The following is a 14,095-nucleotide window of genomic DNA, read 5'->3' as shown; positions in this document are numbered from 1 at the left end:
GGGCCAGGATCGCCTGACCGTAGAGGACCTCGATGTTGTCGACGTCGAGAAATTGAGACGCGGTCATGGCGATCCCTCAGGCGACGTCAGTTGGTCGCGTCGCGCGGCGTGATGCCCTTTTCCCGGGCATAGGCGGCGGCACGCTCGTAGATCAGCGGCAGCAACAGGTCCCGATCGGACTTCACCCAGCCGTTCGACACCACGTTCCACTTCTCGCCGTCCCACTGCAGCACCTTGCCGGCACCTCCGCCCTCGTGGTCCTTGGCCGAAAGCTTCAGCGGCTGCTGCAGGCCTGTGGCGCCGATTTCCGCGAGACGCTTCTCGGAGAGGTCGAGATGCTCGAGACCCCACTGCGCCTCCTCGCCATTGATCGGCCGCACGCCGAAATGTGCCTGCGCGGTCCGGATCGCCTCGACCGCGACGATCGCCTCGTCGACGCCGGAATTGTAGTAGACCGAACCAAAGCTCTTGGGATCCTTGAGATCGCTCAGCCCCTTGTCGAGGATGTACTTCTTGAGCTTCTGATGGATCTCGAAATTGGCACCCGCAGGGAATGGCGTAATCGCCAGATAGCCCTTGCCGACCGCGCCGGCAGGACGGACGTCTTCCTCGGAGCCTGACCAGATGCCGCCGATGATATGATCCACCGGGAAGCCCACTTTGGCGGCGGTCTTGATTGCGACCGGCGTCATGACGCCCCAGCCGCGCAAGAACACCCAGTCGGGCTTGAGCTGGCGAATCTTGGCCCATTGCGCCGACTGCTCATTGCCAGGGTGCGGCACCGGAATCTGGATGTCCTCGAAGCCGTAGGTCTTGGCAAGATGGGCAAGCGGGACCTGGGTTTCCTTGCCGTAAGGTGAATCGTGATAGACGGTCGCGATCTTGAGACCCTTCAGCTTGTCCTTGCCGCCGAGCTTCTCCGCGATGAAATTGACCGCCGACGAGGCTTCGCTCCAGAAGCTGAAGACGACGGGGAAACTGTAGGGGAAGACGCGCCCGTCGATAGCCTCCGTCCGGCCATACGCGATCGTGACCAGCGGAATCTTGTCGGCCACCGATTTCTCGGTCAGCGCCTTCGATATCGGATCGCCGTGCGGCAGGAAGATCGGAACTGGCGATCCGTTCTTGCCAGCCTTCACCCGTTCATAGCATTCGACGCCCTTCTCGACTTCCCAATTGGTCTCGCACTCGTCCCAGACGAGCTGGATTCCGTTGATTCCGCCTTCCACCTCGTTGATGTAACGGAAATAGTCGATCTCACCGGCCCAGACCGGGATGCCACTCGACGCATAGGCCCCGACCCGGAAAGTCGCGAGCGGGAAGTATTGCGTTTTTGCCTCCTCTGCCGAGGCACTGGTACCGACGGCGGCCGACAAAGCGAGCGCCGCCAGTCCGACTGCCTTGCTCATGATCCGCTTCTGTTTCCACAAAGACATCTGCTTACCCTCCATTTGACTGCAGAATTCTCGTTCGATCGTGCGCGCGGCTCACACCCACGCCCGACACGTTTCGTCGTTTGCTAACGGTTGATCCGCGAGACCAGCTGCGTCCACGCTCGCGACAGCAATGCGGCAAGGCCCCGCGGCTCCTTGATCAGGAACCAGACGATCAACGCACCGAACAGCGCCTTCTGAAAGTTCTCGAGCTGTCCCGGATCGACCGCACCACCGAACACCCCGCTCCCGAGATGATCGAGCAGGATCGGCAGGAAGATCATGAAGGCGGCGCCGAGAAAATTGCCACGGATGCTGCCCATGCCGCCGATGATGATCGCGAACATGATCTGGAACGAACGATCCAGGTTGAAGCTGCGTGCATCGACGGTGCCAAGATAGGCAAAGGCCCAGAGCGCGCCCGCAATTCCGATCACCAGCGAGCTCACGAAGAACGCCTTCAGCTTTCCGGCGGATACGGGAATGCCGATCACCGAAGCCGCGGTGTCCATGTCGCGGATCGCCATCCAGGTCCGGCCGGTCTGGCTGCGAACCAGCCGTGTCGCGACGACCGTCACCACCACGACGGTGGCGAGGGTCAGGAGATAGCGACCGGTCGGGTTCGAGAGATCATGGCCGAAGATCGCGAGCCGCGGCGCCGAGATCGAGCTCGAGGTCGAGTAATTCGAGAACCAGCCATATTGATTGAACAGCCATTCCAGCAGGAACTGAGTCGCCAGAGTCGATGCGACGAGGTAGAAGCCCTTGATCCGCAGGCTCGGCAGCCCCGCGACGACCCCCACAAGCCCGGAAATGATGCCCCCGAGCAGCAGGTTGACCGGCAGCGGCAGCTCCGGCAGCCGCAGCAGCAGATTGTAGGTCGCATACGCGCCGACCGACATGAACCCGCCACTGCCGAGCGAGGCCTGTCCCGCATAGCCCATCAGCAGGTTCAGCCCCAGCGCCGTGAGTGACATGATCAGAAATGGGATCAGGACGGCATTGAGCCAGTAGTCGTTTGCTACCAGCGGAATGCCGGCGAGCGCGGCGAGCAGCACCCCGACCGATCTGGCACGCAGCCGATCGCGTGTGCCCTGCGCGGTCTCGCGCGACGGGTTGAACCCTTCGATGGCTTCCGTGCCGATCGTCGACATGCGTCAAATCCTTTCGATCGGCGCTTCGCCGAACAGGCCAGCCGGCCGGACCAGGAGAAAGGCGACCGCCAGCACATAGGAAAACCAGGTCGAGACACTGCCGCCCAACAGGCTTCCGAGATAGATTTCCGCCAGGCTGTCGCCCGCACCGACGATCAGGCCGCCGACGATCGCGCCCGTGATCGAGGTAAACCCGCCGATGATGAGCACCGGCAGCGCCTTCAGCACCACGAGCGTAAGCGCGAACTGAACCCCTTGGCGTGCGCCCCACAGCAGACCCGCAACCAGCGACACGAAGCCGGCGACACCCCAAACGATCTGCCACAGGGTTTGCAACCGGATCCCGATCGAGAGTGCAGCCTGCGGATCATCGGCGATCGCTCGCAGCGCGATCCCGACGCGGGTCTTGTTGAAGAAGATCGAGAGCGCGACCACGAGAATCCCGGCGGTGCCTGCTGCGACGAGGTCGAACTGGCTGACCTGAACCCCGCCGATCTCGATCGGCGTATCGACGATGCCGAGATCGAGCTCATGCACGCTCGCGCCCATCACGATCTGTGCGAGGCCCTCGATCACGAAGGACACTCCGAGCGTCGCCATGAACAGGGTGATCTGCGGGCGATTAACCAGCGGCCGCAAGACGACGCGCTCGACGGCGATCGCGATCAGCACCATGACCGCCAGCGTGATCGGCGCGGCCAGCCAGAAGTCAATTCCCTTGTCGCGCAGCGTCACGAAGGTGAGTGCCGCACACAGCACCATCGACCCCTGCGCGAAGTTGAAAACCCCGGAGGCCTTGAAGACCAGCACGAATCCGATTGCAACCAGCGAGTACATGACGCCCGCGAGCAGGCCGCCGACAAGTGTCTCTATGAAGAAGCTCATCTGGACCTCAATGTGCCGTGCCGAGATAGGCGGCGATCACATCCGGATTCCTGCGCACCTCCTCTGGAGAGCCGTCGCCGACCTTGCGGCCATAGTCGAGCACGACCACGTGATGCGAGAGCCCCATCACGACGCTCATGTCGTGCTCGATGAGCACGATGGTGGTTCCGAGGCTCGCATTGGTCTCCAGGATCAAGCGGCTCATCTCGTGCTTCTCGTCCTGGTTCATTCCGGCCATCGGCTCGTCCAGCAGCAGCAGGCTCGGGCGGCCGACCAGTGCGCGCGCGAGATCGACCCGTTTCTGAACGCCATAGGGAAGCGTCGTCACCACCGTGTCGCGATGCCTCGTGAGGTCCAGAAACGCGATGATCTCGTCCGCCCGGCGGCTGAATTCGCGGGTCTCGCGCCGATCCCGGCCTGCTCCGAAGGCGTGCTCGAGGAGCGTCGTTCGGGAATGTCGGATCAGTCCGGCCAGCACATTGTCGAGAACGCTGAGATGACGGAACAGCGCGTTATGCTGGAAAGTCCGACCCACGCCCAGATGCGCAGCATTCGCCGGGCGAACCCGGATGAACTGTTCGCCATTGAACGTGACGCTGCCGCTGTCGGCCCGATACACCCCGTTGATGATGTTGAGCAGCGAGCTTTTCCCGGCCCCGTTCGGACCGATCAGCGCGCAGATCTCGCCACGCGCGACCTCGAAGCTCAGCGCGTTGAGCGCCTTGATGCCCTTAAACGACAGGGATACGTCGCGCAGCAGCAGAATCGGTCCGGACATCGCGCCTCAGGCCTCGACCGGCTGTCGCCCGGCCGCGCCGGCCACCTGGGCGGCACGGCGCTTGACCGCTTCGATGTCGCGATAGGCCGCGGCCGGATGGTTCGATGGCAGATAAGGCCCGTCGCCGAACAGCTTCTCGCGCAGCGTACCCGGACGGTAGCCTGTCAGATAGACGCCGCGCTTCTGCAGCTCCGGCACCAGCAAGTTGACGACGTCCTCGAAGGTCTCCGGCGTCACCGCATAGGCGAGGTTGAAGCCGTCGACGTCGGTCTCCTCCACCCAGTCCTGCAGGATGTCGGCAATCGTCGGCGGCGAGCCGACGAACACCGGACCGAGGCCACCAATGCCGCCCCAGCGCGCCAGTTCCTCGATGGTCCATGACTTGCTGCCGCTGGCGAGATGATCGACGACGGATACGATCGCGTTGGTCTCGACTTTCTTGACCAGATCGGTCGGCGCATACTGCCCGAAATCGATACCGCTCCAGCCGGACATGAACACCAGCGCGCCGTCATAGGAAGCGTATTGCTGATACTCCCTGAATTTCGCCTCCGCCTTGGCGTCGGTTTCGTCGACAATCACCGTGACCAGGTTGTAGGTGAGGACTTTGCGCGGATCGCGGCCAGCTTCGGCCGCCTGCCGCCGCACCTCGGCTACATAGGATTTCAGGACCTGTTTGATCGGAGCGGCGACAAAGACGCATTCGGCATGCTGGGACGCGAAGGCCTTGCCGGGTCCCGACGCGCCCGCCTGGTAGAGGACCGGCGTCCGCTGCGGCGACGGCTCGCAAAGATGATAGCCCGGCACGTCGAAGTATTTACCTTTGTGTCCTACCTCGTGAACCTTCGACGGATCGGTGAATATCCGCTTCCCGGCGTCGCGTAGGACGGCGTCCTCCTCCCAACTTCCTTCGAGCAGCTTGTAGAGGACCTCGACATACTCGGTCGCCACTTCGTACCGATTGTCGTGGCGGCGCAGCCCACCCTGCCCAATATTCTTCGCCCCACTCTCCAGATACGATGTGACGATGTTCCAGCCGACGCGCCCCTTGCTGTGGTGATCAGCAGTGGAGAGCCTGCGGGCGAACGTGTAGGGATGCTCGAATGACGTCGATGCGGTGATGCCGATGCCGAGATGCTCGGTTGCGAGCGCGATCGGCGCCACCAGCTGCAAGGGATCGTTGACCGGGATTTGCGCCGCCTGCTCGAGCGCATGGAACGGCGAGTTCTTGTAAACGTCATAGTAGCCGATGACGTCGGCGATGAAGATGCCGTCGAATATCCCGCGCTCGAGTGTTCGCCCGAGATCCTGCCAGTAGTCTAGGTCTTTGTACTTGTAGGAGCGATCCCGCGGGTGTGCCCAGACACCCGGGGACTGATGGCCGACACAATTCATGTCGAACGCATTGAACCGAATCTGTCGCGCCATTCACGTCTCTCCGTTGCATCGCATATTGCGACGTTCCTGCATCCTCGTCGCAGCCATCTCGCCACAACGGGCGATCGATGGTCCATCGCGTTTATCGGCGTTTTTCGATGCGCATCTTTCGCTACGGCTCTTTGCGAGGCGAGAAACTTTCTCTCGTCGCGCTCGTATTTATTATCAACGAACGCCGTCATGCAGCGCGCTCGACGAACATCACGACAACAACTCGCTTCGATACGATCGACTCTCGATACGATCCGCCGCATCCAGGCTCGTTTCGGAGAACACTCCTTTCGAATTGACTCTCCTCGCGTTCATCCCGGCTGCTCTTCAACGGAGATTTGCGTGATGCCACTACCCATTCAGACAGCATGATGCGCGGCAGAAATTTTCTTCGTACGACACGCCGCTCCGAACGTTCGTCTTCGATCCTGCGGAAATACAGTCTGGCCCTCAGCGGAGAGCCGACTATGCTTCGAGGCCACAGCATTGATCTCAAGACGAACGGAAGCGGCACCATGACCATTCACGTTGCGAGTCCCACCAAAAGCGATGACGAACTGCAAACGCGATTCGCTCCAATCTTCGAGAAGATCGCGGCAGGTGCGGTGGCGCGCGAACGGAGCCGCACGCTCCCGTTCGACGAAATCCAACTACTGAAGGAGGCAGGCTTCGGCGCCCTCCGTGTACCGCTCGAGTTTGGCGGTCTCGGCGCAACGCCCCGTCAGACCTTCGACCTCCTCATCGGGCTTGCGGTCGCCGATTCCAACCTGCCCCAGGCCTTGAGGGCTCACTTCAACCTGGTCGAGGACTTGCGGCTGAACAAGGATGAGACGGTCAAGGCGCGGTGGCTCAAAACCATCGCCAACGGCGCGCTGTTCGGCGTCGCAGTGACTGAACCCAGCGTTGGCGCGGTCGATCGCTACCGGACCGCCGTGACGTCGGAGGGAACCGCGCTGCGGCTCAATGGCACAAAGTATTATACGACTGGCACCCTCTATGCAGATCATCTAATCGTGGCGGCCGATCACGATGGCAAGCGAGTTACAGTTCTTGTCGACACCAGCCAACCTGGCGTCGACGTTCATGACGACTGGGATGGCTTCGGGCAGAGACTAACAGCGAGCGGCACGGCCGAATTCAAGGATGTAACGGTCCTTCCGGACCGCATTGTCGGCCCGGGCTATGGAACGGAAGGCCGCATCTTCGGAACCGCTCATGTTCAGTTGATCCTGCTCGCGACCCTCGCAGGAATCGCAAAACGCGCCGCCATCGATACGACCGAATGGATCAAGGCGCGAACTCGCACCTTTTCCCACGCTGTCGCTGACCTGCCACGGAATGATCCCCTTGTGCAGCAGGTCATCGGGCAGCTGTTCAGCGCGGCATTCGGCGCACGAGCGACAGTCCTCGCCGCGGTCGACGAGCTCGCGCGGACTCTTGACGGTCGCCACCAAGACCCTCAGCAGCTCGACGCCTCGGAGCTCGCGGCAGCCGAGGCACAGGTGGTCGTCATCAAGCTGGTTCTCGACGCTGTGACTGCACTTTTCGAGGTCGGCGGAGCCTCTCTCAGTTCCGAGAAGCTCGCGATCGATCGGCACTGGCGCAATGCGCGCACCATCGCCTCCCACAATCCCGCGATCTTCAAGCTTCGCGCCATCGGTGCACATGAATTGAATGGCGAGAACCTGCCATATGCTTGGAGTGCCGGCGTCCGTCGGGCTGGGCAACACATCGGCTAATAGATCACGCTCTCTACGACTTTACGCGTTGAGACGCGTGCGTGAGCCGCGCGCGACCTCGGGTCTCGCTTCTCAGCATAGCAATTCTTTCCTCGGGAGAGCCACGTGCCAAACACCAAACGGAAAGTCGCCATCGTGGGAGCGGGTCTCGCCGGGACCACAGCCGGGCTTGGCCTCGTCAACGCGGGATTTGACGTCACCATCTACAGCGATCGAGACCGCGCATCGTTGCGCGACGATATGCCCCCGACGGGGACCGCCGTCTACTTCGGAAAATCCCTCGAATACGATGCGGAGATTATTGAGAACCTCTACGATGTCGGAACCAGCACCGGGATGAGCGTTCGGATCTTCTCCGGCAGCGGAGAAACCCGAACGCCGGTCGTGGAGTTCGACCGCCCGTTCAACTATCGAGCTCAGGCGGTCGATACGCGGTTGCGTGCCGACGATCGGCTGGGTCGTTTCTTGGCGCGAGGGGGCCAATTCGTCGTGCGTACGGTCACGCCGGACGATCTGGACGCAATTGCCGCGCAGGTCGATCTCACGCTGGTTGCGACGGGCAAAGGCGGTTTGTCCTTGCTGTTCCCGGCTGACCCCGATCGCACTGTCTACGCGGAGCCGCAGCGGCAGCTGCTGCTCGCAACCTTCAAGGGGCTGAATAGCGCCGATCATCAGTTCGCCTATCGCAGTTCGGACGGCGCCAGGCACAACTGGTTCACCATCCACGCCGAGTTCGGCGAGACCTTTTTCGGCCCATATCTGCACAAGGATCTCGGTGCCACACGGGCCTTCATCGGCTTCGCCAAGCCCGGCAGCCCGTGGGTCGACTTGTTCAAATCCGCGACCGATACCCAAAGCGCTCGCGACGCCGTGGTAAAGCTATTTGCGGCATACTTCCCGGAAGATCTGGCGTTGGTCGAGCAGCTCGAGCCTCTGCATGAGGATCCGCACTCCTGGTTCCTCGGCGCAGTCACGCCCACCGTTCGACGTGCTGTTGCCCGCACGAAAAATGGACACCCTGTTGCCGCGATCGGCGATGCCGCGGTTTCCTTTGATCCGATTGGCGGTCAGGGAGCGCAAAATGCAGTGGTTCAATCCGTACTGCTGATAAGGGCGCTCAGGGAGCACAAGGGCAAGATCACGTACGAGTGGCTGCGGGATCAATTCAATACGCACTGGGACCATCGCGCCGGGGCCGCAACGGAAGTGACCCGACTGTTCCTGGGTGACGAGAAATATGCTGCGCATGCCGAACTACTGTTCCCAGCCGCCGCAGTCAACGCAAAGATTGGAAGCGCGTTCTTCGATTTTCTCTCAGAGCCACGGCCACTGCTTGGGATCCAAACTCGAGAACAGATAGGTAAGTTCATTTCGGATCTAGCGGGCGAGACGACCGAGACTGTCCTGGCGAGATTCAAGGCCCCAAAGCAATTTGCGCAAGCTAAGGCCGGCGAGCGTTCGCTTGTCTCGACATGAGCGTACTGCATTGCCTCGCATGCATCGGAGTGCTTGGCGACAGATGAATCGCGCGATCTTTTCCGCAGGCGTGCTTCCTCTTCGCCAAGCTGGCGCGGCCATATTGTGGGTTTATGGCGCGCGCGGCGGGCGATCGCATTTGCCGCGATTTCAATGTTTTACGGGGATGGACAAAGAGTTTGGGTGCGTTTGCGGCCTATAGGTGCTCTCGAAGGCGCCCGCCAGCAGAAACCAGGCGGGCGTGGTCGTCCGCCTATTTTCGGTTCTGGACCTTTCTTAGAAGGTCCGGCTGGGAACCCCAGCGGCCGCGCCTCACGGTCAGGCGCTACTCGGCACCTCAAGCATTCCGACGGCGCGCTCCAATCAGAACGAAAATCAGTGTTGCGGGACGGCTTCCACCGTTCCGCCAAGCGTGGCGCGTACCGTTCTGCACGACGATGTCGCCCGGCTTGAGCGCAATGGCCTTCCCATCGTCGAGTTCGAGTGTGATCTCGCCTTCCATTAGGATGCCGTAGTCTACGGTGTCGGTCGTGTGCATCCCCGGACTTTCCGGCTCGAACCGCTCCGCAAGTCCTGGCAGCCGGGACATGTATTCAGCGCCCGCGGCGGCCGGGTCGAAGTCAGACGCCATCATCACAGAATCGGGTGGAAAGGTGACCCTCATCAGCCTCGTCTCCCCGGCGTCCGGCAGCACCGTCCTTCCGCCGGCTGCGACATTGCTCCCATCCCATGGCACCGATGGAGTCGCCAACGTGCCCCAGATCAGTGTGGGATCGAAGCCGGGTACTGATGCGAACGGCTTCGCGGGAATCGACTCGTCTAGTCCGACGGAAGACTTTCCGTTCTGATGAGCAGTAACGATCAGACGTGCCATTTTTTATCTCCCGCCTATTCGTGGACGATCACAACGTTGGTGAAGCCACCATCCCTTTGATCGACCGCTTCGAGTGCTTTGGAGATGTCTCGCAGCGGATATCGTTGGTGTTCGAAGACGGAGAGATCCAAGGTCCCTGCGGCGGCCATCTCGACCATGTCCTGCCCTTCGGCGACATCGAACCACAAGGAGCCGATGACGCTGATCTGGAAGCACATGAGCCTGAACATTTCCAACGGGAGGGGCTCGGCCATCCCACCTATGTCGACCATCCGTCCCCCGCGTCTCAGCGCGTTGATACCGGCCAGCGATGTCGAACTGGGCGCGCCAGGTCCCACGGCGTCGATGAATATGTCGGCTCCTAGGCCGTCAGTGTGCTCGCGTACCCACTCATCCAGCGGACGGTCGCCGGCCGACATCACGTGAATCCGGGACGGCGCAATCGCCCGCAAGCGTTCGAGAAGCTTCTTGTCGCGTGCTACGCCGAAGATCTTTGTCACACCCATGCCCAGCGCGAGGATCACGGCGCCTAATCCGAGGGTTCCAGTTGCGCCGCTAACGATGACGCTCGTTCCAGCGCAAGCCCCCGCCTTCCGCAGAGCCGAATACGCAGTTCCGAGATATCCGAGGCGGGCGGCCGCGTCATACGACACGGACGCGGGAAGTTTCACCAACGACGACGCCGGCGCTGTCATGTACTCCGCGAAGCCCGCGTACGGGTAATCGACGAACACCTGGCTCGAACGCGGACCGAAGCCGAAGTAGCCGAGAAAAGTGTATGCGTCGCAGTTGATCGGCTGGCCGCAGCGGCAAGCGTGGCAGGACCCGCAGGACGTGCCGGGATTGACGTATACCCGGTCGCCGCTCTTGATCGACTTGACCTGGCTGCCGACCTCGACCACCTCTCCGGAGGCATCCAAGCCGTAGATTGCGGGCAACGGCGGGAGCGGCAAGAAGGGAAACCATTCCGCGTAGTGCGCCATGACGTTCTTCATATTCGGGATGATCCCGCAGGCCTTCACTTTGATCAAGACGTCGTTAGGGCGTGGCTTCGGAACGGCGATTTCATCGATCGAGAATGCGGTGCCCACCTGGTGCAGGCGAGCGGCTTTCATAGTGGTCATGGAATTCCTCCTTGAAGCAGTTGCAAAAACGCAATGCGGCGCCCAACGCCGAACCGGAGTGCTTGGCGCGCGTGAGTCGCTTGTTGATGCGGATGTTCGAGCTGGTCACCGGAGGAGCCGATGACTGTTCCTCGTCAACTGGTTTCAGTTTTGCTGATGATCATCGGTTTCCTCCATGCGCTCTTCGGCGCTTTTTTGATTGGGCCGATTATCGAGGGGCCCATCCTCAGTCACAACGCTTTCATGACAACTGTTCGCGGTGCGAACATGCAAGAGGTTGCTCAATACGTTGCGCGGCCGCCCGAGAGGTCGAATACCGCGCCGGTGCTGAACGAGCACTCCTCGCTCGCGAGCCAGCAGACGAGCGAAGTAGCCTCCTCGGTCGTGCCGAACCGTCCGAGTGGAATCTTCGACAGCATGAACTCGATGTGCTGAGGCGTCATCTGATCGAACAGAGGCGTCTTGATCGCCGCCGGTGTGATGCAGTTGACGCGGATGCCGGTCGCGGCGGTCTCTTTGCCGAGCGACTTAGTGAGCGCGATCACAGCTGCCTTTGAGGCGCTATAGGCCGACGCGTTCGGATTGCCTTCCTTCCCCGCCACGGAAGCGACGTTGACGATGCGGCCGTAGCCGCCCCCATCCATCATCGCCCGGACGGCAGCGCGGTTGCAGTAGAAGGAGCCGTTGACGTTGACGTCGAATACCTTGCGCCAATCCTCACCCGAGTAGTCCTTCACGGCGCGGTTCGGTCCCGTGATGCCTGCGCTGGCGACCAGAATGTCGAGCCGACCGCCGAGTGCGTCCACACTCCGCCGCATCGCGGCGTGGACGGCATCTTCCGACACGATGTCGATCGCTTGCGTGTCTGAAACGCCCGCCTCGGCCGCCGCAGAGTCGAGGGCGGCGGCGTTCAAGTCCCACATCGAAACGCGAGCCCCTTCCGCCGACAGGCGACGCGCCACGTCGCGACCGATCCCGGAAGCGGCGCCGGTCACGACGGCCGCCCGCCCCTCGAACCTCCTGCTGAAGACAGTCATAGCTGGCGCTCCAGAGCCGCCGACCATTCACGGACTTGCTGCCGCTGGCTACCTAGCCCCTCGATGCCCAGCGTCATGACGTCGCCCGGCTTCAGATAGACCGGGTCAGGCTTCTTTCCCATGCCTACCCCGGGCGGCGTTCCGGTCGCAATGATGTCGCCGGGCAGCAGCGTCATGAAGCGGCTGACGTAGCTGACGATCTCGGCGCAGCCAAAAATCATCGTCCGCGTGTTGCCCTGCTGCATGCGCTGTCCGTTGACGTCGAGCCAGAGGTCGAGCGCCTGCGGATCGGAGATCTCGTCCGTCGTCACCAACCACGGACCGACCGGCCCGAAGCTGTCACAGCCCTTCCCCTTGTCCCACGTGCCGCCTCGTTCCAGCTGGTACTCGCGCTCGCTGACGTCGTTCACGACGCAATAGCCGGCGACGTGAGCCAGAGCGTCGGCACACTCGACGTAGGAGACTCGTGTGCCGATGACGATGCCGAGTTCGACCTCCCAGTCCGACTTCTTCGATCCCTTCGGCGTGACGACGGGGTCGTTCGGACCGCTGAGCGAAGTGATCGCCTTTTGGAAGACGATCGGCTCCGAAGGCAGCGGCAGGTTCGCCTCCGCCGCATGGTCGGCGTAGTTGAGACCGATCGCTATGAACTTGCCGACAACCGCAATGGGCACGCCCAGTCGGGGCTCGCCGGCGACAAGCGGCAGCTTCGACGGGGAGAGTGCTTTGATCTTTTCCAGTGCTGAACGCGACAGGTTGTTGGGCGTAATGTCGGCGACGACATCCGACAAATCGCGCAGTCGGCCTTGATCGTCGACGAGCCCCGGCTTTTCGGCGCCGGGATTGCCAAATCGGACGAGCTTCATGTTGTCGTTCCCTTATGGCGAGTGGCTAGGCGACGCGCGGAGACGGTGCCCAGGCCGGCAATGTTGGCCTCGAACGCGTCTCCGGGGTTCACCGCTACCATCGGACCGAGAGCGCCGGAGAGAACGACGTCGCCGGCGCGCAGCGGCCGCTTGCGACGGGCTAATTCGCCAGCGAGCCAGGCCATCGCGTTGAGCGGATTGCCGAGGCAGGCGGCGCCGGTCCCCTTCGAGACGACTTCATCTTTCCTGGTCATCTGCATCTGGAGGGCACGGAGGTCCAAGCCATCCAACTGCCGGACTGGCCCTCCCAGGACGAAGAGGCCCGATGATGCGTTGTCGGCGACAGTATCGACGATCCCGATGTCCCAATTTGTGATACGGCTGCCGACGATCTCGAGCGCGGGCATCGCGTAGGCCACGGCCCGCACGACATCGGCCACCGTAGGTGTTTCGACCTCGACATCTCGATCGAGTAGAAATGCTACCTCGGCCTCGATCTTCGGCTGAAGCACCCGCCCGGCAGCGACCGGCTCATCTTCGCCCACAATCATGTCGGCGAAGAGGACCCCGAAGTCTGGGCGATCGACGCCAAGCTGCTTCTGCACGGCGCGGGAGGTCAGTCCGATCTTGCTCCCGACCACGCGCCGGCCCTCTTTCTCCCAGTGAGCGGTGTTCTCTTGCTGGATGGCGTAGGCCGCGTCGACGTCGAGGTCTGCCAATTGCGGCCGAACGGGCGCGATCGGGGTACCCGCGTAAGCGGCACGTATCTGGGCGGCGAGTTCGCCGTGCTTGGTTTGCTGGCTCATCTGAACGATCCTTATTTGCCGGTCCGGAGGAATTCGATGTGAAGCCGGTTGAACTGCTCCGCGTCCTCGAACTGGGGCCAGTGGCCGCAGCGGTTCATGACCACGAATTTCGAGCCCGGAATCATGTCCGCGATCTGCTTGCCCTCCTCGGGTGTCGCGGTCGGATCATGCGAGGTCCACACGACCATGGTCGGCGCCTTGATCGACCGGTATTGGTCGGCGGTGATCATGTTCGGTCGGCGGATTTCCATCTCTTGCAGACACATGATCCGCTTCATCGTGTCGGCGAATCCCGGCTGCGCGTAGATCGCCCGGCGGGTCTCGATCAGATCGTCGGAGACCATGCTCTTGTCGCACATCAGGAATTCGAGACGCGCCTTGATCCGTTCCCAGGAGGGATCCGAAGCGGCCTCATTGGACAGCTTTTTCAGCCGTTCCATGACCTGAGGATGCGCCGTCCAGCCGCCGGCGGTGTTGAGGACAAGCTTCTCGACC

13 protein-coding genes are annotated in these 14,095 nt (G+C 62.0%); 2 read left to right on the top strand and 11 right to left on the bottom strand.

Features of this window, described 5'->3' with window-relative positions; all coding sequences use genetic code 11:
• Positions 1–86: 86 nt before the first annotated feature.
• The 5 genes from QMZ05_RS37295 to QMZ05_RS37275 form a co-directional block, all read right to left on the bottom strand.
• Positions 87–1,409: an ABC transporter substrate-binding protein gene (locus tag QMZ05_RS37295; RefSeq protein ID WP_353705296.1), complete on the bottom strand. Its 1,323-nt coding sequence runs from the start codon at positions 1,407–1,409 to the stop codon at positions 87–89.
• A gap of 110 nt (positions 1,410–1,519) precedes the next feature.
• Entirely contained in the window at positions 1,520–2,587 is a 1,068-nt protein-coding gene (locus QMZ05_RS37290) for a branched-chain amino acid ABC transporter permease (protein WP_353705295.1), read from the bottom strand.
• Between the two features lie 3 nt (positions 2,588–2,590).
• Positions 2,591–3,472, bottom strand: coding sequence for a branched-chain amino acid ABC transporter permease (locus QMZ05_RS37285; protein WP_353705294.1), 882 nt, complete (start codon positions 3,470–3,472; stop codon positions 2,591–2,593).
• Between the two features lie 7 nt (positions 3,473–3,479).
• Positions 3,480–4,250, bottom strand: a complete 771-nt coding sequence (locus QMZ05_RS37280) for an ABC transporter ATP-binding protein (protein WP_353705293.1) — start codon at positions 4,248–4,250, stop codon at positions 3,480–3,482.
• 6 nt (positions 4,251–4,256) lie between these two features.
• Positions 4,257–5,678: an LLM class flavin-dependent oxidoreductase gene (locus QMZ05_RS37275; protein ID WP_353705292.1), complete on the bottom strand. Its 1,422-nt coding sequence runs from the start codon at positions 5,676–5,678 to the stop codon at positions 4,257–4,259.
• 515 nt (positions 5,679–6,193) lie between these two features.
• Here QMZ05_RS37275 and QMZ05_RS37270 point away from each other — a divergent pair.
• Both QMZ05_RS37270 and QMZ05_RS37265 read left to right on the top strand, forming a co-directional pair.
• Positions 6,194–7,417 carry an acyl-CoA dehydrogenase family protein gene (locus QMZ05_RS37270; RefSeq protein WP_353705291.1) on the top strand — a complete coding sequence of 408 codons (1,224 nt, stop codon included), beginning with the start codon at positions 6,194–6,196 and terminating at the stop codon, positions 7,415–7,417.
• Between the two features lie 105 nt (positions 7,418–7,522).
• On the top strand, positions 7,523–8,893 hold the full coding sequence (locus tag QMZ05_RS37265; RefSeq protein ID WP_353705290.1) for a styrene monooxygenase/indole monooxygenase family protein: 1,371 nt from the start codon (positions 7,523–7,525) through the stop codon (positions 8,891–8,893).
• A 337-nt stretch (positions 8,894–9,230) separates the two neighbouring features.
• On the opposite strand, the gene QMZ05_RS37260 is transcribed toward QMZ05_RS37265, so the two are convergent.
• From QMZ05_RS37260 to QMZ05_RS37235, 6 genes are all read right to left on the bottom strand, one after another.
• Positions 9,231–9,767: a cupin domain-containing protein gene (locus QMZ05_RS37260; RefSeq protein WP_353705289.1), complete on the bottom strand. Its 537-nt coding sequence runs from the start codon at positions 9,765–9,767 to the stop codon at positions 9,231–9,233.
• A 14-nt stretch (positions 9,768–9,781) separates the two neighbouring features.
• Positions 9,782–10,891, bottom strand: coding sequence for an alcohol dehydrogenase catalytic domain-containing protein (locus QMZ05_RS37255; RefSeq protein ID WP_353705288.1), 1,110 nt, complete (start codon positions 10,889–10,891; stop codon positions 9,782–9,784).
• A gap of 281 nt (positions 10,892–11,172) precedes the next feature.
• Positions 11,173–11,928, bottom strand: coding sequence for an SDR family NAD(P)-dependent oxidoreductase (locus tag QMZ05_RS37250; RefSeq protein WP_353705297.1), 756 nt, complete (start codon positions 11,926–11,928; stop codon positions 11,173–11,175).
• The gene (locus QMZ05_RS37245) at positions 11,925–12,794 is read right to left on the bottom strand and encodes a fumarylacetoacetate hydrolase family protein (protein ID WP_353705287.1); all 870 of its coding nucleotides are present in this window, start codon (positions 12,792–12,794) and stop codon (positions 11,925–11,927) included. The genes QMZ05_RS37250 and QMZ05_RS37245 overlap by 4 nt, the downstream gene beginning before the upstream one ends.
• On the bottom strand, positions 12,791–13,600 hold the full coding sequence (locus tag QMZ05_RS37240; protein ID WP_353705286.1) for a fumarylacetoacetate hydrolase family protein: 810 nt from the start codon (positions 13,598–13,600) through the stop codon (positions 12,791–12,793). The genes QMZ05_RS37245 and QMZ05_RS37240 overlap by 4 nt, the downstream gene beginning before the upstream one ends.
• Before the next feature lie 11 nt (positions 13,601–13,611).
• On the bottom strand, positions 13,612–14,095 hold a 484-nt coding region (locus tag QMZ05_RS37235), incomplete at its 5' end, for an alpha/beta fold hydrolase (RefSeq protein WP_353705285.1).

The organism is Bradyrhizobium sp. INPA03-11B (assembly GCF_040446015.1).
Lineage (GTDB): Bacteria > Pseudomonadota > Alphaproteobacteria > Rhizobiales > Xanthobacteraceae > Bradyrhizobium > Bradyrhizobium macuxiense_A.
This window is presented reverse-complemented; position numbering and strand designations above follow the sequence as displayed.